This window comes from Pseudomonas sp. HMWF032, from assembly GCF_003060885.1.
In the GTDB taxonomy this organism is placed as follows: domain Bacteria; phylum Pseudomonadota; class Gammaproteobacteria; order Pseudomonadales; family Pseudomonadaceae; genus Aquipseudomonas.
Map to the genome: position 1 here is coordinate 85,987 of NZ_QAIG01000005.1, position 18,535 is coordinate 104,521.

Consider the following 18,535-nt stretch of genomic DNA (forward strand, 5'->3'; position numbering starts at 1 on the left):
ATGAATTCGAAGTTCTCTTTCCGCTTTTCATAGCTTTTAGTATGAAGACTCACGATCTTGGTTATTTGATCGGTATTGGTCGTGCTAGGGCCAGATTTCGCGTTCAATTTTTGCCACCCCCAGAATCCTAGGACGGTCAGAGGGCAAAATGGGACAAATTTATTTTGGCAATAAATAAATTTGTTCTTTCCATAAATACTGAAATTTTATTCTTCAGTGATCTTTAGAAGTTGTAACTGATTATTTTTAAGCTCAAAGTAACGTGTCCTGTTAGCGCTAGCTAAAAACTCACCATTCATTCCTCGCTCTGGATCAGCGGCTATGCCGCTAATCACGATAAGGCGGCTATCCAGCCTGAAACTGGCATCGTAATAGCTGCCATCGGCGCTATCAATTTCATAAGCATTAGGGAAAGATGCTGCGATTTTTCCGGTCTGTGCATCAAGTATTTCGCCGCATATGGCACCGCCTCCGCAGCCAGTGGCAAAAACAATGTAATGGCCGGCGAAATTTATCGGTTTCTTAATGGCTTGTTTGCGGTAGAGCGACCAGTTATCGTCGTTATTGTCTTCAATTACGAGCTTGTGATTATCGCCCTGAAAAATCTGCTCGACCTTATAGTCCTCGAACTGCGGATCGGCCGCGAAACTGCTGAGTGAAATTAATAGGCTGCCGAGCAGCGATATAAATCCGAGGGCCGCATTATTTGCCATTTTTCTTTGACTCCTCTAAAGCCTTAACCATTTCATCCGGGGTGATATGAGCAACGTTCAGGCCATCACCTGCATAGTATGACAACCCTTCAGTGCTGGCTGTTCGTGTAAGCCATACCACTTTGCCGTTTTCTTTAACTACCTTTCCGTTCTCATCGCGCTTTTTGACAGGGCTGATGCTCTTGCCCTTGCGTACCCCTGCGGAGGCGAACTCCATGGCCCAGGCATAAATTGCATCTTCGACACTGCCGTCCCCCTCTAGGTAATTTATGAAAGCCTTGCGCTTAACTTTGATCAGGTAATTTTCGAAAATATTGTCCTGCACTGTTTCGTCATATTTTAATGAGGTATCGAGCCCTAAGTGTTTAACCGCTGCGGAAAGTGTGTCGGGAATAAGCTGGTAGCGGCCTGTGGCAAACATGTCCCGATCAGCCTGTTTCTTCTGTACCTCTGCGATGGTCAAGGTTGTCAGGCCGGTTTTGTAGAATGATTTGAGCGGGGCGGGGTACGTTCGGTTGTAGGCAGAGTAATCATTTTTCGATTCAACCTTGCCGAGTAAATCGGCAAATACGCTATGCGCCCAGCCAGATTTCTTCCCGTTATTTTGTACTGTGTCAATAAACGCGAGCGGGTGAAAATGGTGAACCTGCTTTGGTAACGCAACTTGCATTGCCCCAGCCAGCTCATCCCAGAACACCAGATTATCAATACGTTCCTTTTCATGGCGGAGCACTTCCGGGACATCCTCTAGTAACTCTTCTAATCGCTGCCATTTAGGGGCAGATGATTTTGCTTGCCACTCGGTCGGATGGTAGCCAATTAGTTTCGACCAACGGTCGCGGAGCTTGTGATTTTTCAAGGCAAGGGATATTTCGTCAGCAGTAACTTTGTCATCCTTGTTGCCGAGTTGATCAATTTTTAGGTAAAGGTTCTGAAAGAAATCCGGCATTTCCTTCGGGTCGAGAAAGCCGTCGGCGTTATCGTTGCTTTCCTTGATAATCTGGAAACCCAATTTTTCCCTATCGTGCTGGCTGATAATTTCTCCGTCAGCCTTGGCGATATAACCATCCACCGGGGTGGTGGCGCTGTTGACTTTGATCAGGTACCACTCTTTGTTGTCAGGGGCCTTGAGTAACTTTGCCTGGTTCGCAGCAATCAGGTAGTTCTCGTTTATGACCAGTCCGCTGGGTGTAAACGTCGGTGCTTCTGCAGTACCACCTTTGTTGTAGATGGTCTTGCCCTTGGTAACGCGTAAGTATTGATTGCCGTCCTTCAATCCCGCCGGGTTCTTCAGGAATGCTTCCAGATTTGGGTCTGTAGAGAACAGCTCTACGTGAACCTGATGTTGGCTTTTCACCCCGCCTTTGGCACTGGCGAGTGTCTCGTAGAGGCCTAGGTAGCCAATAGGATCGCCTGCTTTGATTGGGATTTCGCAGGTGACGACGGAGTCGAAGTCACTTGGATCATCGGGTTTAAGCTCAGCCGCATCAGTATCGATGACTACCCAAATAGGGCCGGAAGGACACATTGGGGTGTCCCAGAATCCTCCGCTAACGATGGTGCAGGGGGCCATGATCTGCGGGCGGCCTGCCTGAATGACTCGCTTTACTGTGCTTGTGGCGTATTCCAATACGGTATTTTCTGCAAGTAAGCCGATTTTTTTCTCGATTGGGTCTTCCGGTTTATTGAAGGCCGGCGCCCGCTTTTTCAGTTGAGCTTTGACCTGGCCTTTCCAGTAGGTGGGGCGAATGCGTTTTTGTGGTGGGATTTCTTCCGCATAGTGCTCGTCTGTCTTGCCTGGTTCCGCCTTGCTGATGGCCATCCAGACCACGTCACCTGCTTTGGCTGTTTGTACACCGCCCTTCTTCACATCCTTGCTGAGAATCTTTATCTGAGCCAGTTCATAGGTAGCGGTATCACCGGGCTTTATCTGATGCCCGGATGTGGCTGAGATCAACTCGAATTCCGCCCCACTATCAATCTGCCCTAGTACGGTACCAGTCAGGTTTGCTTCCTTGCGGACATTGCGGCCCTTGGCTTTTACCTTGAACCGGCGCTGATTCTCACCACTCTGTAGTGGGTAATGCTCAAAAGGCAGCAGGTGCATATACAGGCTGAAGAATTCAAGTTTGTTGGTTTCTAGCTTCTTGTCTTCTGCCTTCGCTTCAGCTGGGGACGCAGGCGTTAAATCCTTGAAGATGGCTTGCTTGTTTCGATCCTTGAGAATCGCATCTTTTTTGTCGAATGCCGCGAACCAGATTTCGCTCGTTGCGGCACGGGTTACCGGATTACCAGCCCGATCTTTACCGGGCAATGCAGCCTTGATCGTGGCCAAGGCGAAACGCATATCTTTGGTGTCATGGATTTTGAGAATCTGCAGCTCTGTGCCTGCCGGCATAAGCGCTTCGAAGTTACCCGTATTACCCAGGACTGTGCTTGCGATATCGCGTCCATAGCGCGAGCTGGCGAGTTGCACGGTCTTACCTACCCACTCGATTTTGGCAACAGGTTTGCTCTCCGCCGGACGCTTTTGCGATTCATAGGTGTGGCGAACCAGACAGAAGGACGTGGAGTAGCGCAGGTTGTCGCAGCCTTTTTCGCCCATGAATGTGGACGATAGATAATCCTTGTTCAGCCGGTAAGCGACCACTTCGCCATCTGCCATGCAGCGCACGGCCTGTTTGAGCTTGGCGTGTGGCACGCTGGCATCGCTGAAGTGGATGCCCCCATGCCAGAAACCGTTGTTGCCTAGGATGTAGTGGCCGGATTTTTCCTTCTCTAATTCTTTGTAAAGCTCTTCAAGGGTGTAGTGGTTGCCGTCGACCTTGCGAATGGGGAATTGATATTTCTTGTCATCGGTCGATGAGGTATTTGACGGCCATGTGCCGGGCTTTATATTGCCGTCCACGATGTCTTTTATGTATTTTTCGAACTGTGTACGCTCAAGTTCGGCGTGTGTATGTATTGCGTATGTTGGTTTTCCTTCGCCATCAGTCCTGTACTGAATACCTATGGGCTGCCCGTACTCTACGTATTGTCCATCTTTGACTTTGAAATTGGTATCTAAATGAAGTACTTGTCCAAGCAGGTCATCGTATTTTTCGGTGCTATATATTTTAACTGTGCCGTAAGACTTAAAAGTCTTTACAAAGCCTGCGACAGGGCACGGAACATCAATAGACTTGTTGCTGCCATTTACAAGTAAAACGAAATCTTTTTTTACCAGTCTGCGGCCGCCTGGCTCATTTGTTCGGATTTCTTCTAGATGCCCATCAGTTTCGTCATACTCACGCTTTGGCTCTCTAGCTTTTGATGGATGGTGTTTCTCCAGGTCTTCATAGGATTTGACCGGTTCAATACCATTTGTTCCGCTCTCTATTATTGTGTACATGCTAATTCCTTGTCGCGTTGCGCAACTATAATCTTGTAATGTCTATTAAATTCCGCATGCTTCTCCAAGAAGCTGTAGTTTATAAATTTTTCCTGAGGCTTCTAGTTCTGCTTCTATTGTCCGGTCATGCGACTCTTGATATTCGCTGTAATTACTTTTATTAATTATATTTATTTTCAGCGATAGACCTTCTTGTTTGTTTTTGTAGGTCGATTTTTCATTGTCCCTAGTTGTTAGGGATAGTTCGGTGATTTGATTGTTATGTTTTACATATATGTATTTTTCATCTACCTCTACTAATAACGATTCAGCATTCGTGCTGGGTCTGACTTTGCTGTTTTCAGTGTAGCTGCAAGTCCATACGCCAGGTGTGTCATGCTGTTGCTCTTGGAATGCGCGAATGGCTTCCTTGTACTCAAAGCTTTGAAATTCATTTAATGGTTTGCTACTGCAAGCGGTGCTGAACAGTAATATACTTACTAGAAAAACTAGTTTAGTTGTTTTCTCTGTGAAATTATTTTTGCTTTGTATTTTGGTACTTGTTTTCATCGAAGTTCGCTCGTTCAAATTTTGGTTAATTAGTTATGAAGTAATTATTCAGAAAAAAGGAAAAATGCCTGAGGCTGGTTTTCAGTTTTTTGCAGTGAGTTCATCAACGCCTCATCCAACAAACTCCCCGCCTTATCGCTATCCGCCGCACCCGGCAGTACCGGTGGTTTGATCTTGATCCCCGAGCCCTTACCCGGTGCGCCACCGGCGTTGACTTTGGCCATTGGACCGAGGAGGGTGATGCCGCTGGGGTCGAGTTTGATAAAGCTGCCGCCGGCTTTTAGGGTCAGCTCGGTGCCGGCTTCGATGACCATCTTCTGCCCGGCTTTGAGGTGGATTTCGCGGCCGGCTTTGGTCAGTTGAGCGGTGCCGAGTTTGATGTGCTGGTTTTGCCCGACGGTCAGGTGGTCGTCGGGTTTGACCTCGACCTTGCGCTCGGCTTTGACGGTCAGGTGTTCTTCGGCTTTGAGCTCGGTGTAGCTGTTGGCTTCTACCGTGTCGTGGCGTTCATGGCCGACACGGATCTTCTGGTCGTGCTCGATGTTTTCGTCCCAGTCGCGCTGGGCATGCAGGTAGATCTGCTCGGCACCTTTCTTGTCTTCGATGCGCAGCTCGTTGTAGCCGCCACCGCCCGGTGTGCTGAGGGTTTTGAACACGCTGCGGGTTTTGTTCGCCGGCAGGTCGTAAGGCACCACGTGTTCGGCGTGGTACAGGCAGCCGGTAACCAGCGGCTGGTCGGGGTCGCCTTCGAGGAAGGTCACCAGCACTTCCATGCCGATCCGTGGGATGGCGATGCCGCCGTAGCCATCACCGGCCCAGCTGGAAGCCACGCGCAGCCAGCAACTGGTGGTGTCGTCGGCTTGGCCTTCACGGTCCCAGAAAAATTGCACCTTGATTCGGCCGTATTCGTCGCAGTGGATTTCCTCACCCGCGGGGCCGGTGACCACGGCGGTTTGGCTGCCCAGGACTTTGGGTTTTGGGTGGGCCAATGGCGGGCGGAAGGGCACATCCCAGGGCGTGGCGGTGAAGTGGTTGCGGTAGCCCTGCTGGAAACCATCACTGGCGGCGGTATGGCTGGTGACTGACTCTTCCAACACCTGCGGCTGTTTGCCCTGGTGGATCACCTCGTGCAGCAGCCAGAGATCGTTGTAGTCTTGGCGCGGGTGGTCGGAGAGTTCCAGAAAGTGCCCGCTGAGCAGTTTCGGCTGATCGCCCCGGCCTTCGGCCAGGCGGTAATCGGTGCGGTGGCGTTCGAGGTGGCGTTGGCTGAGGTGCTTGCCGCGCGCACGGTCGATAAAGCGGCCGGGGTAGTCGTAATCCTCAAGGTCCGGCAGCGGCGTGGCCTCGGGGTCGCGCTCTTCCTTGAAGGTGGCTTCCATCAGCAGGCGCGGTTGCTCGAAGTCGTAATCGCGGCGGGTGATGCGGCTGGTGCGGGTTTCCAGGCGTACGGCAAAGCGCTTGATCACCGGCTCATCGGCGGTCATGCCGTTGTCCTGCAAATAAGCGGTGGGCTGGCCGAGTTTGCCGAAGGCGCTCTGGTCATCGCCGAAGACAATGGCATGGCCTTTGGCGCTGTGCTGGAAGTGGTAATGAATGCCTTCTTCCTCGCACAGGCGCTGGACGAAGTGCAGGTCGCTCTCGTCGTACTGCACGCAGTAGTCGCGCGCGGGATAAACCGTTGGGCCGAGCAGGAACTGGTAATCACCTTCAACGATGCCGTGTTCCTGCAGCACCTGAGCAACGATCTGCGGCACCGTCAGGTGCTGGAAGATCCGTTGATTGGTGCGCAGGGCCAGGTAGCTCAGCTGCGGCACGATGCTCAGTTTGTAGCGGGTCAGGCGTTTGCCGGATTCAGCCTGGGCGACCTGATAGATCAGGCCGTGAATGCCCAAGCCGTCTGGAGTAAAAGCGAGAAAGGCACGCTGATGCAGCAGGCTCTGCAGATCCAGCTCGGCGTTCTCGCTGATCAGTTCCAGCTCGAAACGGTAGGGCTGGCTGATGGCTTCGCGGCCGCTGAACTCAAGCACTTGCAGGTCGTGCTCAAGGCCTTCGATGCTCAGGCTGAAGTGGGTTTCATTGGCCGGGTTGAACATGGTCATTTCCTTGTTGAAAGATCATCCATTGATGTCGCGAGGTGCCGTTGGGCTTCGTGCCTCAGCGCCAACCTACGCGTTGCCTCGCTGTAGCCACCGCCGCCAGCCGCTGGGTGCGGGCTGGCGAAACACCTCAAGCAACTGCGCGCAACTGAGGCTGCGCTGCGCTTCATCGAACGCCAGCGCGGTGCGCAGGGCGGGCCAGCAATGCGCCGGTAACTGCTCAGGGCGTTGCAGCTGTTTATCCAGCTCCATGGCCTTGGCCTGTTTGGCGCTTTGCCGGCTGAACGGGTGGCGACCACTGGCCAGCTCATACAGTACGCACGCCACGGCATAGACATCGGCTGCAGCGGTCAGTGGTGCGCCGTCGAGTAATTCCAGGGCGGCGTAGCGCGGCGTCCAGGCGGTAAAGCGGTTGCGGCACAGGCGCGGCAAGCCGGGTAACAGGCCTTCCACGGGCTGGCCGAGACCATAATCGAACAGGCGCAGGCCGTCTTCGGCGAGCATCACATTGCTGGGCTTCAGGTCGCCATGCAGCACGCCGAGGCTGTGCGAATAGCTCAGGGCGTCAAGCAGGGCGATGGCGATTTCCTGCAGCTCGCTCCAGGGCAGACCCTCGGGGCGATCACTGAGCAGTTGATCCAGCGTCAGGCCCTTGAGCAGCTCCAGGGTGAGGAAGGCGCGCTGGCTGTGCACATCCACCTCGAAGCCGAACAGACGCACCACATGCGGGTGGTTGAGTCGCGCGGTGAGGGCGAACTCGCTGTACAGCAGCGCGTTGGCGTCCGGGTATTCGGCGAAGTCATCGCTGAGGGTTTTCAGCGCCACGTACGGCTCGGGGTCACCGAACTGTTCGCGCAACAGATCACGGGCGCGATACACCGCACCCATGCCGCCGACCCCGAGCAGGCGCTCGATCTTGTAGCGGCCGCCGAGTACTTCCGGCAGTTCGCTGAGCACTTCGCGCGGGGCTTGCGTGGCCGGTTTGGCGGCCGTCGCGGCCAGGGCGAAGTAGGTCAGGTCGCTGGCCGGGGGGCTTGCCAGCGGCAGGTCGTCGAGCAGCTGTTCACTCATCCGTGAGTCCTCATCGGCGGATCACCACCGCACTCAGGTTGTCCCGCGCCGGGCCGTCGAGGGCCAGTTGGAATAACCGATTCAGAGTCAGCTGCGGTGACGGCAGGTTTAGCGCTGCGCCGATGTCGTCGACGGATACGCCTTGGTACAGGCCATCGCTGCACAGCAGAAAGGCATCGCCAGGCAGCACATCCAGTTCGAGAATCTCCAGCTTCAGCTCGTCACTGGCACCAATGGCGCGGGTCAGGGCGTGCGCTGCCGGGTGTCGCGCGGCTTCGCTGGGGCTCAGTTGCTGTTCATCGATCAGCTGCTGCAGCAACGAGTGATCGCGGCTGAGCTGATACAGCCTGCTGCCGCGCCACAGGTAGCAGCGGCTGTCGCCGGCCCACACGCAGGCGGCACGGTCGCCTTCGATCAGCAGGGCCACCACCGTGCTGCCGATCACAGGGTCCGGGTGGGCGGCGGTGACCGTCAGCTCCTGACCCAGACGACGGTTGAGCGCGTGCAGGCGCTTGCGCAGCTCATCCAGACGCTGTGGCAAATCACCTGCGCTCGGCTCGGCCAGCTGCTCGACAATCAGGCGGCTGGCCAGGGCACCGTTTTGGTGCCCGCCCATGCCGTCGGCCACCACCCACAGGCCCTGTTCCGGCAGGGCGAGAAAGGCATCCTCGTTGCGCGCCCGCACCTTGCCGGTGTCGGTACGCGCCGCGCTGCGCCAGCGGTTGGCAACCTCCTGCATCAGAGCGTGGCCGGCAGTTTGAAGCTGCGCAACTGGTCTAGGTCAAACGGGTTCGGCGCGCGCTGGCTGTGCAACAGGTAGTTGGCGCGCAGGCCGCCGAGGTCGGCCTTGAGCATCAGCACATCGCGGCCGCTGTGGTAGTCCACGCTCATCAGGTCGAGCAGGCGGAACAGCGACCAGGGGCCGGTGTTCTTCTCGATACCCACCTTGCGTCCACCGAGCTCTTCGACCACCAGGCTGGTACGCCCTTCATTGGCTTCGGCCGGCCAGCTGAAAGCGGTCTGCACGATTGGCCCGTGGCGGTATTCCATCTGCTGATTGCCAAAGCGGAAGTCGGCGCGGCCCAGGCTGGAATCCAGCGAGTAGGGTTCGAGTTTGAACAGCACTTTCGGCTCGTTGGGGTTCTCGGCGAAGAAGCTGCGACGGATGGTTTGGGTGTGGCTCATCTGCAGCAGGAACTCGCGCGACAACGGCAGGCCACGGCCATCCACGCGGCGCAGTTGGTACTGGCCGGCGGTGCCGCTGACGAACGGCTTGAGGTAGTTGTCGAAGAAGCGCTCGGCAATCCCCTGAGCCTTGAAGAACTCGCGGAAATCGGCAATCGCCACGTCGCTTTCGCTGTGTGCGCTGAACGGATAACGCTGCTTCAACGAGCCGTCATACGCGGCGTACAGCTCGCTCTTATAGCGCTGGTTGAGGTAGTGGTAGGCGTCGTTGAGCACCAGCATCCAGCTGTCTTCGGCGAGCAGGCCGAGCCAGTTGCCGACCGGTTGTGGCAGGCGTGCGGCATTGCTGCGCACCTGGTTGATCGCATCACGCTGACCGCCCATACGCGCCTTGGCCAGCTCGAACGCCGCCTGCTCCGGCGCGCTGGCATGAGCCAGGCTGGCCAGTTGCAGTTGTAAGGCATCCAGCGCTTGCAGGGTCATCGCCAGTTCCGGGCCGGCACCGCCGTTGTCATCCAGCAAGCGGTGCAGCGGTTCGAAGCGGCGCTCCAGGGTTTTACGCGCGGTGTCCGGCAGGTTTTTCACCAGCGCCGCTTGCGCTTGTTCAGCGGCAGAACTGGCCAGCTTGGCGACTTTACCCAGCTTGCCTTTGCTACCTTCCAGCGCTTCGGCGGCGGCTCCGGCATCGTCGGCGGCTTCGGCCATGCCTTTGAAGCGGGTGTTGTCGCGCACCTCCACCAGCAGTTGCAGCAGCGGCGAGTTGGCGGCGGTCAGGCCGGCCAGTTGCAAGGCACCCTGGCCGGCGCTGCCGATCGGGTCCAGCGACAGCTGCGCAATGGCTTCGCCCCAGTAGTTGGCGTAATCGCGGAAGTACAGCTGCTCCATTTCCACCAGCAGACGGCTGAGGTCGGCCGCGCTCAGGTTGTCGCCTTCACCCAGAACCCAGTTGTCGCGCAGCAATTCACGCACCAGGTCAGCGCCCTTGGCGGTGAAGGTTTTCTGGTAGCCAACCTGGGTGTAGAAGCCCGGAATCACATAGTCACTGCCAGCAAACAGGCCGGCCTGTGGGCCGAGCTTCTGGCTCAGGCGGTAATCCGGCAGGCTGCGTGCTTCTTCGCGGAGCATGCGGTAGACCACGTTGGCCAGTGACTCGCTGCGCAGGATCTGCCGCGCCTGCGCCACCAGCGGCTGGTTTAGCGAATAAGGTGCGAACGACTCGGACAGCAGGCGCTCGAAGTGCTCATTCAGGCCGCGCTGGCCGGCGCTGTTGCCGGCGTAACGCAGCGACCAGTCGGCCGCCAGCCACTCCTGCAGGAAGGCCTTGTCGCGACGCTCTTCCAGATTGAGCATCAGATAAGCACGCAGGCTGTTGAGCAGGCGTTCACGGTCACCCAGGTTGGCGCGGACTTGTGCTTCCAGCTGACGACCGACGCGGCTCAGCAGCAGGTTTTCCAGCTCGGCGCGGTAGGCCTGCTGCAGTGTTGGATCGACTTTTTCGCCCTGATACAGACCGCCGCGTTGCAGGTAGGACACCTCACCCTTCGGCGGGAATACCTGGGTGGCGGCGTAGCTGTGATCCAGCGCCTTGAGGGTGCGCAGGGCGTCATCCTGCACGCCGAGGTTGTTGTGTTGCTGGGTCAGCTGCTGAGCCAGATCACGCAGTTGCTCCAGGCGGCCATGGTTGCCGGAGAAGCTACCGGCCCAGACCACACCAAACACACCGAGCACCACCAGGGCGGTGGCGTACATGGCGCGCTGGCCCCAGTCGATGCGGCGCACTTCTTTCTGGTCGAGGCCGGCCAGGTCGGCTTCGGGGAAGATCACCCGGCTGAGCAGGTGATTGATAAAGCGCGAGCGCCCGCTGCGGAAGGTCGGCAGGGCGCTGCTGGCCAGGCCCAGGTTGCGGCCGATGCCGCTGGTGCTTGGGTCGAGTTGGTCGTTCAGTTCGGGTGCGCTGGTCAGGTAGAAGCCGCGCAACTGGCTGGCACGCTGGTAGCGGTTGCCGCTGAAGGCCAGCTCGCTGAACAGGCACAGGCGCTCACCGAGCAGGCCCAACTGGTGCGGGAAATCGAGGATACGGCCCCTCCGCTGGGTATCGCGCTCCTGGTGCATGCGCAAGATCACTTGGCTGTTGAGGCGGCGCAGCAGTTCTTCGAACTCCTGACGAATCACCTGCACGTCAGTGGCGTTCTGCTCCTTGCGGAAGCTGGCGCCGAGCACCTGATCGCTTTCTTCGCGCGACAGCTGGTCGAAGAATTCATCGAAGCCCAATACCTTGTCGGCCTTGCTCAGCACCAGGTACACCGGCACATCGGCACCCAGACGCTGGTGAATATCCTGCAGACGCTGACGGGTCTGGCGGGCGAGGTTTTCCAGTTCGATTTCGCTGCCACCTTGCAGCTGCTCCACCGGGATGGTCACCAGCACACCGTTCAGCGGGCGCGCACGGCGTTTGCGCAGCAGGCCCAGTAGGGTGTCCCAGGCGCGGCCGTCGATGGCCGGGTCGGGTTGGGTCAGGTAGCGCCCGGCTGTGTCGATCAGCACGGCGTGGTCGGCGAAGTACCAGTCGGCATAACGGGTGCCGGAAACGTCCTTGGTCAGACGTTGCTGGTCCGCGCGGTTGAGCGGGAAATCCAGGCCGGAAAAATCCAGCAGGCTGGTTTTGCCGCTGCTCTGTGGGCCGAGCAGCAGGTACCAGGGCAGCTCATTGCGCCATTTTTCGCTGCGGCCGCGGTACAGGCTGGAGCGTTTGAGGGTGTGCAGGGCCAGCTTGAAACGATTGCGCAGCTCACTCTGCTCTTCGTCGATCAAACCCTCGCGACGCAGACGCTCTTGGGCGTCGGCGTCATCTTCTTCGGCCTGCTTGCGGGCGGTGGCCTTCCAGCTGGCGAACACCATGGCCAGGCCCCAGATCAGGAACAGCAGGCTGATGCTCAGCAGACGGCTGGTGGCCGATTCCCAGAACTTGTAATCGTTGACCGCCAGCAGCGGGCCGACAAACCACACCAGCAGCGCCAGAACCAATACCAGACACAGGCTCCACACCCAGGTCTTGCGGAAAAATGCGGCTAATTTGCCGAAAAAAGGCTTCATTTCGTCTCATCCATGAATGCACCCGAAGACGGGTCAAGTTGCGCGTACGGCTGCAGAATCGTTTCGCGTTGTTCACCCAAGACCCAGGCAAAACCGCTGTACATCACCACCAGGCAAACCACGGTGAACAGTGCCACCAGCCACCACGGCACGATGCGTACCAGCCGTCGGCGGGTGTCTTTCAGGCCCTGCCAGTGCGGCGACACTTCACGCGGCACGTCACCGCGTAGCTGGCGGATCTGCCGATAGAGGCTGTCACGCACCGCTTCCAGTTCGAGCATGCCGCGCGGCAGCACGCGGTACTTGCCTTCGAAACCGAGCGACAGGCACAGGTACATCAGCTCAAGCATCGGCAGGTGCTTGACCGGGTTGCGCGACAGGCGCTCAAGCAGCTGGAAGAACTTCTCGCCGCCGAAGGTCTCGTTGTGGAACGAGGACAGCAGGCTCATCTGCGACCATTCGCTCTCGTTGCCCCAGGGCGTGGTCACCACGGCCTCATCGACCACGGTGCACAGCACGTAACGCGCGGCCATCACCTGGCTGCTTTCCGCGCCTTCATGCAGGGCGCGGTGTTCGAACAGCTTGATGGCGCTGGACAGACGCTGGTTCAGCGCGTGCATGTCTTCACTGTCGAAGCTGTGCTTGAGGCGCACCACTTCCGAGAGCAGGGTGGCGGCGGCGGCCACCAGCGGGTTGAGGCTGATATTGAAGCTCTCCGCCGGGCGCAGGCGTGCGGCGTAGATCATGCGCTCTTCCAGTTGCTCGAATTTTGGCGGCGCGGCGAAGTCGGTCAGCGGGCTGTGCGCCGGGGCATCGCCCTTGCGGTTGAGGATGACGGTTTTGTCGTCCTGGCCGTATTCCATTTCCTTGGTCGTCATCATCAGTTCCTGATCGCCCAGAATTTCATCTCAAGTCCGGAGAACTCGCCGGACACGTGGAAAGCGAAGCCGCCTGAGCGTTCCAGCTGCGCCAGTTCTTCGGAGCCCAGTTCTAGGGCGAAATAGGTCTTGCCCGAGTGGAAGGGGATCTGCCGCGGTGCCACCGGCATGGGTTTGACCTTGATGCCGGGCAGGTGCAGGTTGACCAGTTGGCGAATCTGCTCCACCGGTCCGACCTTGAGGTGAGCGGGCAGGCGCTGGCGCAGCTCTTCCGAGTCGCACTGGGCGCTGGCGGCGAGGACGAAGGTGGAGGTGGCGAGCAGCTTGTGATCGTGCAGCGGCGATACCTGAATGCCGTACTGACGTTGCTGCAGGAGCATCTCGATGGCGTGCTGTTCCAGCACCATCGACAGCACCTGGCGGATCGCATCCATCAGTTTGCGGAAGCTCACGCCCTGGTCGCTGTGCAGGTAGCGGCTGTCCAGGCGCGGGCGCTTGATCTCGCTGGAGAAGGTCGCCAGCTCGCCGAGCAGGCCGAGCAATTCGCGGTAGATCTGCTCCGGATGCACCTGCTCGATGCCGAGGTAATGGCGCAGCACCGGCTCGAAGCGGTTGATCAGTTGCAGCATCATAAAGTCGCCGACTTCCGCGCCGCCGACCTTGCCGGTGGCGCGAATGCGTTCGGCCAGAATGTCGCCCCGGTGGGCGAGCATGCTGATCACTTCCTTGAGGCAGCTGAGCAGGTAGCCGGACGCCTGGAAGTTGACGTAGGTCGGAATAAATTCCGGGTCGATGCTGATCACCCCGTCCGGGGTGGTGTCGAGCACGTCGCACAGCTGCAGTTTGACGTAGGCCTGGTCGCTCTGTTGCTCGCCGAGCAGCAGGCGGAAGTTCGGCCGGCCACAGCTGACCTGGCTGGCGGCGCTGTCGCCGGCGTTGGAGTCGGTCACTTCCTCATCAAAGGCAACAAAACGCGCGAGCACGTCCTGCTGCTCCGGGCGGCGGCTCTCGATATGGTTGCCGGTGACCAGCGGCAGCGCCAGGTACACCGGGGTGTTGCCGGTGTTTGGCGGTACGTCGAGAGCCAGCGGCTCGCGCTCGGCACCGATGTCGAACAGGGTGCCATCGGGCAGGATGCCGCTGGCCTTGCTCACCACCAGTTTGCCCATATTGAGAAACTGACGGTCGATCTCCAGCTCGAAAAACCCCCAGGCGTAGCTGTCGAGCTTCTGCGTGCGGGTTTTCAGCTGGTAGTCGTAGTAACGGTCGTTCTGCTGGAAGTGCTGCGGGCGCAGCAGCATGCCTTCCTGCCAGACCACTTTATGCATGGCCATGGCTTATTCCTCTTCCTTGCGGGTGTCGTCCTGGGTCTTGATGCCCAATGCATCGAGGGTCAGCACGCTGCTATTACGTTCCTTTTCCTGCAGTGGAATCACCACGCGCCAGTTGCTTTCCGGCAGGTCGCGGTAGGCCGCCAGCACGCCGACATAGCGGCTGCCCGGTTGTACCGAGAGCTTCATTTCGCGTTGCTCGCCGGGGCGCAGCTCCAGCTCTTCGAGCACCACCATATCCGGTGACAGGGCTTCTTTCGGGCGCTGATAGAGCGAGAAGAAATCGGCCGTTTCAAAGGCTACCGGGTGCTTCAGCTCGATCAGACGCAGGACGATTGGCGAAGGACGGCCATTGAGGTCCGGGTTGAGCTCATCGCTGCCGTTGAGGGTCAGGTCGAGCTTGGTCATATCCGAATAGGGCGAGAGTGCGGCGCAACCGGTGAGGCTGAGCAGGGCGGCCAACAGGGCCAGGCAGGTGAAACGGTGCATGGAGATCATCCTTGAACATCGGTGTTGAGGGTGGCGATCAGGCGAACCTGTTCTTCGTAGGTGTGGGCGAAGTCGCGGGCGAACAGGCGGTCGCTCCAGTCGTCGTTCTGCTTCCAGGCACTGTGCAAGCGACGGTAGGCGCGCCAGCGGCTGCCAGCGGTGGCGATCAGCGGCTTGCGGCCTTCACGCTCGAAACGCAGGCTCAGCTGTTCCGGCGACAGTTGCTCGAACATGCCTTTGACGGCCGCGCGGCTGGCGGCGAGTAGCGCCACCTGGTGCGCTTGCAGATCACGGAAGCTGCGGCTGATGGTCTGCTCGGCGCTCAGTTGTCCGGCCTTGCCGCCACGCAGCAAGGCGCTCAGCGCTTCACTGCTGTCGGCGGTGTGCTTGAGCGGGTTGTTGCCAGCGCTCTGCACGGTGGTCAGGGCCAGGCGCAGTTCGTTCTTCAGCTCGCTGCGGGTACGCAGGCTTTGCTGCAGGCTGCCGATGCTCTGCTTGAGCAACTTGGCGCTGTGGATGGCCAGGGCCTCACGTGCCTCGTCATCGAGGTCATCGAGTTTGACCCCGAGGGCCTCGGAGAATTTTTCCCAGAAGGTCGGCGGCAGACGCACCGGTTCCGGTGCACGCTTGGGCTGCGGTTCAGGCGTGGGCATGACCAACGCCGGCACCAGCAGGTTTTCTTCATCAATCTGCGCATAGTCGCGTTGCTGCGCCTGCACGTTATGCGGGCGCAGAATCGCCGTCAGGTCATCGACCTCGGCATACACGCGCTCCTGCTGGTCGATGGCGGTCAGCGGGTCGAGGTCGAGAAAGGCATCGTCCGGGATGATGCTGCCGGCCGGCTGGGCACGGCCGATATCGCCGGCAAACATGGCCGGGTCCTGAATCAGCCGCGCGCGCAGCTCGAAATCGCCAAAGCAATACACGCTGCCATGCTCAATGCGCTGGGCCTCGCCCTTGCGCAGGCTGGCACCGCTGTCTTTCAACTGAATGCCATTGCTGCTGGTGTCGGTCAGGTAGAAGGCACCATTGCGATAGCTCACCTCGGCATGTCGACTGGACAGCACACGTTTGCGATCCGGAATCACCCAGTCGCATTCCTCCGCCCGACCAATAATGCCGCCAGCCTGCTTGAAGGTTTTGGTGGTCAATAGACCTGGCACGAACTGCTGTGCACTGACCACATCGAAGACCAGTTCCATGGTTGTTAGCTCCTTGCGGTCAGTTGCCGCGTTTCACTGCTTGCGGTTCGCCGAGTGGGCGGTATTCGTCATCGTTGAACTTGTAATTGCCGCTGCAGGCGGTGAGGCACAGGGCTAGGGCGAGCAGGGCGGTTGGGTAATAACGTTTCAGCATCAGTTGCTCTTCTCTTTTAAGTGCGAAAGGTGGGTAAGCAGATATCAGGCATGGTCTTCGCCGGACCAATACCAAAGCGTCGCGCCCCAATTGGAGTCATCAATGGCAGGCATGATTTCGCCCTGCCGGAAATGACGACGAGAGTTGGGCTGGGCGGGAGTAAACCAGAAGCCTTCGTGCGAGCAGGGTTGCCCGGCGAGAATGCTCGATGGCATGTCTTTTCCGCTTTCTTGGTCGAAGCGGGCATACCAGCGGAGAGTACTTTCCTGATCGAAGCAGTCGCCGTAGGGGGAATAGCTGTGCAACTGATCGGGGTTTGGAATGCGTACCGGCTTGACCACCTTATTGACTGCAACGTAGGCCACTGGGAGGCCATCTTCGGAGGCTCCCAGCTCTGGATACTGCCCGGCACGAATGATGAGACCGTTGTTGTAGGGCTGAATCTGGATATCGCCGCGGCCGCTTAATGCATGGTAGATGGCACTTTCGCCACCCAAGCGTTCGACGTAGGTATTACCTAGCACGGTGAACCAGTTAACACCTTTTATGTGTTTCTGAAGCCCTAACGTGTCGGCAAAAGGTGCGGAGTCGACCATCAGGCCGGAGTACTGCTGTGCCAGTTGATATTCTGTTGGCATATAACTGTCGTAATCATTGGGTAGGGAGCTAGAAAGACCACCATATCCATGCTCCGCGTTAACTTGGCTACACAAATAGGTTATCCATTGCTGGTACCTATCAAAAAAATCTTCTTTATCAAGACAGAACCAAGGAAAGCTTACCTTTATATATGAAAGTATTTTATCGCCATGAACCTCAAATGAATTCATGGCAGATATGCAATAAGCTGGAGCGTCACTAACGCCATTGGAACTGCTCAAGCTCCAGTAATATTGCTCGTTCGGTTCAGTTGCGAGTATTTGCTCAATTGTTTTTTTGAAATTGGTATCAGTTAGTTTTTTGTCGCGTTTATAGACTTGCCATTTAAGATGAAATTTAAAATCTTCATAAAAGCGCTCGAAGCACTCCATCACCTTTTGCTTGCTTTCAGTTGTATATCCCGCCTTGAAGTAAAGAGTTATGATCAACCCAAGCTTGACCACCGATGTGCCGTCTGGAAGTTCAAATTCCAAGTTCGGAGCCTGCTCTTTTAATTTATCTAATGTACTCATTCGATATCTCTCAACCTGCGGTCAGGGCGCCGGCAGCTGCGCCTGCCCCCAAAATACTGGCCAACCAGGCCCATGACAGTTGTGCCAGACGAACCAAAACAAGAAGTCCAGAAATGATTGCCGCAGGAACACCTGCAGCGACTAAAGCTCCGGCAATCACAAAAGCCACTACCACTGTGCCAACGGCAATGCCGACATTGATCAGTACTTGCATCCAGTCGATCTTGCCGAGCATGTCCAGTGTCAAATCGGTATAGCGTTGCACCTCGGCCCAAATCGCCCGTAGCTGTTCGTCTGTCCAGCGCAGCACCTGGGTACCGGTTTCGCTGATCCACTCCCAAGCCGGTTCAGTTTTGCTACGTACCCATTGGCCTTTGCTACTGAGCCAGGTGGCAGCCTCTTCAAGGTGATTCTGTACTTCGGTGGAAAGCTGGCGAATACCCTGGGCACCATCCTCCAGCAGACCGTCAACGGCCTCTCGTACTTGCTGCGTCCAGCTTTCCATATGGGCTGGTTTGGGGATCGGTCGCGGGCCATAGACCGGAACCGGTACAGGCGCCGGGCGAGGTTTTTGATCATCACCTGGGCCTGGCATGATCAGAGGAGGAATGATTGGCCAGGACAGCGGGTTGCTATTAGCAGTTGGCTGCTGACTTTCGTTGGTTTGACGGTCACGCTCGCGCTCACCATCGTCGCGGCAGTCATGAATTTCCAATACAGAAAATCTACTCTGGCCTCCAGCAATCTGAAGGTAGGCCGTACGCTGATCCGGCCATAATTTATCCCCCGGAAACTTCACCTCCACCACCCGCTCCAGATTGTCCGGATGCATTACGCCCTGATGATCTGGCCCTGCCTGGCCTGGCCAGCGCTGGCCACGGTTTTTGACAATGATCACATCCGGCCGGCGCAACAGGCCTTTGGTTAAGCCCGCTGGAAAGGGGATCAGGGTATGACGACGATCCGGGTCGGGTGTCTCTCCCTTGCGCGTATTCGAGGTGCTGAGAAACGGGGTAGGAGGCAAGCGGGTCATATCGAAGCAAACCTCAGCTTTGTAGTCCCAACGGAAGTCACGAAGATATTCGTCCGCGCGTATCAGACCGCTCATCACCAACTGCTTAAGCTCCAGGCCTCCTAGGGCTCCACTGGGCAGCTTCTTGACGGACAGGCGCGGAAAGCGCACCGCGTAATTGGCTTTTTCCACCAGGTAG

Annotated in this window: 14 protein-coding genes; all 14 read right to left on the bottom strand. The window is 57.6% G+C overall.

Annotated features, from left to right (window positions below):
* Nucleotides 1-206 precede the first annotated feature (206 nt).
* The 14 genes from DBR00_RS03285 to DBR00_RS03345 all read right to left on the bottom strand — a co-directional run bounded on the left by DBR00_RS03285 (nucleotide 207) and on the right by DBR00_RS03345 (nucleotide 18,528).
* Entirely contained in the window at nucleotides 207-713 is a 507-nt protein-coding gene (locus DBR00_RS03285) for a hypothetical protein (protein ID WP_108487152.1), read from the bottom strand.
* Nucleotides 703-4,104: a hypothetical protein gene (locus tag DBR00_RS03290; RefSeq protein ID WP_108538014.1), complete on the bottom strand. Its 3,402-nt coding sequence runs from the start codon at nucleotides 4,102-4,104 to the stop codon at nucleotides 703-705. Before DBR00_RS03290 ends, DBR00_RS03285 begins: the two co-directional genes overlap by 11 nt.
* Before the next feature lie 45 nt (nucleotides 4,105-4,149).
* Nucleotides 4,150-4,653, bottom strand: coding sequence for a hypothetical protein (locus DBR00_RS20515; RefSeq protein ID WP_146180666.1), 504 nt, complete (start codon nucleotides 4,651-4,653; stop codon nucleotides 4,150-4,152).
* A gap of 44 nt (nucleotides 4,654-4,697) precedes the next feature.
* Nucleotides 4,698-6,746, bottom strand: a complete 2,049-nt coding sequence (gene tssI, locus DBR00_RS03295; RefSeq protein ID WP_108487150.1) for a type VI secretion system tip protein TssI/VgrG — start codon at nucleotides 6,744-6,746, stop codon at nucleotides 4,698-4,700.
* A gap of 72 nt (nucleotides 6,747-6,818) precedes the next feature.
* Nucleotides 6,819-7,820, bottom strand: a complete 1,002-nt coding sequence (locus DBR00_RS03300; protein ID WP_177479891.1) for a serine/threonine-protein kinase — start codon at nucleotides 7,818-7,820, stop codon at nucleotides 6,819-6,821.
* Between the two features lie 10 nt (nucleotides 7,821-7,830).
* Nucleotides 7,831-8,559 (bottom strand): PP2C family serine/threonine-protein phosphatase, encoded by a 729-nt coding sequence (locus DBR00_RS03305; protein WP_108487149.1) that lies wholly within the window; start codon nucleotides 8,557-8,559, stop codon nucleotides 7,831-7,833.
* Nucleotides 8,559-12,098 carry a type VI secretion system membrane subunit TssM gene (gene tssM, locus DBR00_RS03310; RefSeq protein ID WP_108487148.1) on the bottom strand — a complete coding sequence of 1,180 codons (3,540 nt, stop codon included), beginning with the start codon at nucleotides 12,096-12,098 and terminating at the stop codon, nucleotides 8,559-8,561. Before tssM ends, DBR00_RS03305 begins: the two co-directional genes overlap by 1 nt.
* Nucleotides 12,095-12,976 (bottom strand): type IVB secretion system protein IcmH/DotU, encoded by an 882-nt coding sequence (icmH, locus tag DBR00_RS03315; protein WP_108487147.1) that lies wholly within the window; start codon nucleotides 12,974-12,976, stop codon nucleotides 12,095-12,097. Before icmH ends, tssM begins: the two co-directional genes overlap by 4 nt.
* A gap of 2 nt (nucleotides 12,977-12,978) precedes the next feature.
* Entirely contained in the window at nucleotides 12,979-14,310 is a 1,332-nt protein-coding gene (gene tssK, locus DBR00_RS03320; RefSeq protein WP_108487146.1) for a type VI secretion system baseplate subunit TssK, read from the bottom strand.
* A 3-nt stretch (nucleotides 14,311-14,313) separates the two neighbouring features.
* Entirely contained in the window at nucleotides 14,314-14,796 is a 483-nt protein-coding gene (gene tssJ, locus DBR00_RS03325) for a type VI secretion system lipoprotein TssJ (RefSeq protein ID WP_108487145.1), read from the bottom strand.
* Between the two features lie 5 nt (nucleotides 14,797-14,801).
* Entirely contained in the window at nucleotides 14,802-15,998 is a 1,197-nt protein-coding gene (gene tagH / locus DBR00_RS03330) for a type VI secretion system-associated FHA domain protein TagH (RefSeq protein ID WP_108487144.1), read from the bottom strand.
* A gap of 19 nt (nucleotides 15,999-16,017) precedes the next feature.
* Complete coding sequence (locus DBR00_RS03335; RefSeq protein ID WP_108487143.1) at nucleotides 16,018-16,152, bottom strand: type VI secretion protein; 135 nt, start codon at nucleotides 16,150-16,152, stop codon at nucleotides 16,018-16,020.
* 44 nt (nucleotides 16,153-16,196) lie between these two features.
* On the bottom strand, nucleotides 16,197-17,324 hold the full coding sequence (locus DBR00_RS03340; protein WP_108487142.1) for a type VI immunity family protein: 1,128 nt from the start codon (nucleotides 17,322-17,324) through the stop codon (nucleotides 16,197-16,199).
* A gap of 10 nt (nucleotides 17,325-17,334) precedes the next feature.
* The gene (locus tag DBR00_RS03345) at nucleotides 17,335-18,528 is read right to left on the bottom strand and encodes a VRR-NUC domain-containing protein (protein WP_256582914.1); all 1,194 of its coding nucleotides are present in this window, start codon (nucleotides 18,526-18,528) and stop codon (nucleotides 17,335-17,337) included.
* Nucleotides 18,529-18,535: the final 7 nt, after the last annotated feature.

Bases quoted from the DNA above. Each gene is read 5' to 3' on its own strand.
- DBR00_RS03300 (WP_177479891.1), bottom strand. From the start codon at position 7,820: ATGAGTGAACAGCTGCTCGACGACCTGCCGCTGGCAAGCCCCCCGGCC.
- tssM (WP_108487148.1), bottom strand. From the start codon at position 12,098: ATGAAGCCTTTTTTCGGCAAATTAGCCGCATTTTTCCGCAAGACCTGG.
- tagH (WP_108487144.1), bottom strand. From the start codon at position 15,998: ATGGAACTGGTCTTCGATGTGGTCAGTGCACAGCAGTTCGTGCCAGGT.
- DBR00_RS03290 (WP_108538014.1), bottom strand. From the start codon at position 4,104: ATGTACACAATAATAGAGAGCGGAACAAATGGTATTGAACCGGTCAAA.
- tssK (WP_108487146.1), bottom strand. From the start codon at position 14,310: ATGGCCATGCATAAAGTGGTCTGGCAGGAAGGCATGCTGCTGCGCCCG.
- icmH (WP_108487147.1), bottom strand. From the start codon at position 12,976: ATGACGACCAAGGAAATGGAATACGGCCAGGACGACAAAACCGTCATC.
- tssJ (WP_108487145.1), bottom strand. From the start codon at position 14,796: ATGCACCGTTTCACCTGCCTGGCCCTGTTGGCCGCCCTGCTCAGCCTC.
- DBR00_RS03285 (WP_108487152.1), bottom strand. From the start codon at position 713: ATGGCAAATAATGCGGCCCTCGGATTTATATCGCTGCTCGGCAGCCTA.
- DBR00_RS20515 (WP_146180666.1), bottom strand. From the start codon at position 4,653: ATGAAAACAAGTACCAAAATACAAAGCAAAAATAATTTCACAGAGAAA.
- tssI (WP_108487150.1), bottom strand. From the start codon at position 6,746: ATGTTCAACCCGGCCAATGAAACCCACTTCAGCCTGAGCATCGAAGGC.
- DBR00_RS03340 (WP_108487142.1), bottom strand. From the start codon at position 17,324: ATGAGTACATTAGATAAATTAAAAGAGCAGGCTCCGAACTTGGAATTT.
- DBR00_RS03305 (WP_108487149.1), bottom strand. From the start codon at position 8,559: ATGCAGGAGGTTGCCAACCGCTGGCGCAGCGCGGCGCGTACCGACACC.
- DBR00_RS03335 (WP_108487143.1), bottom strand. From the start codon at position 16,152: ATGCTGAAACGTTATTACCCAACCGCCCTGCTCGCCCTAGCCCTGTGC.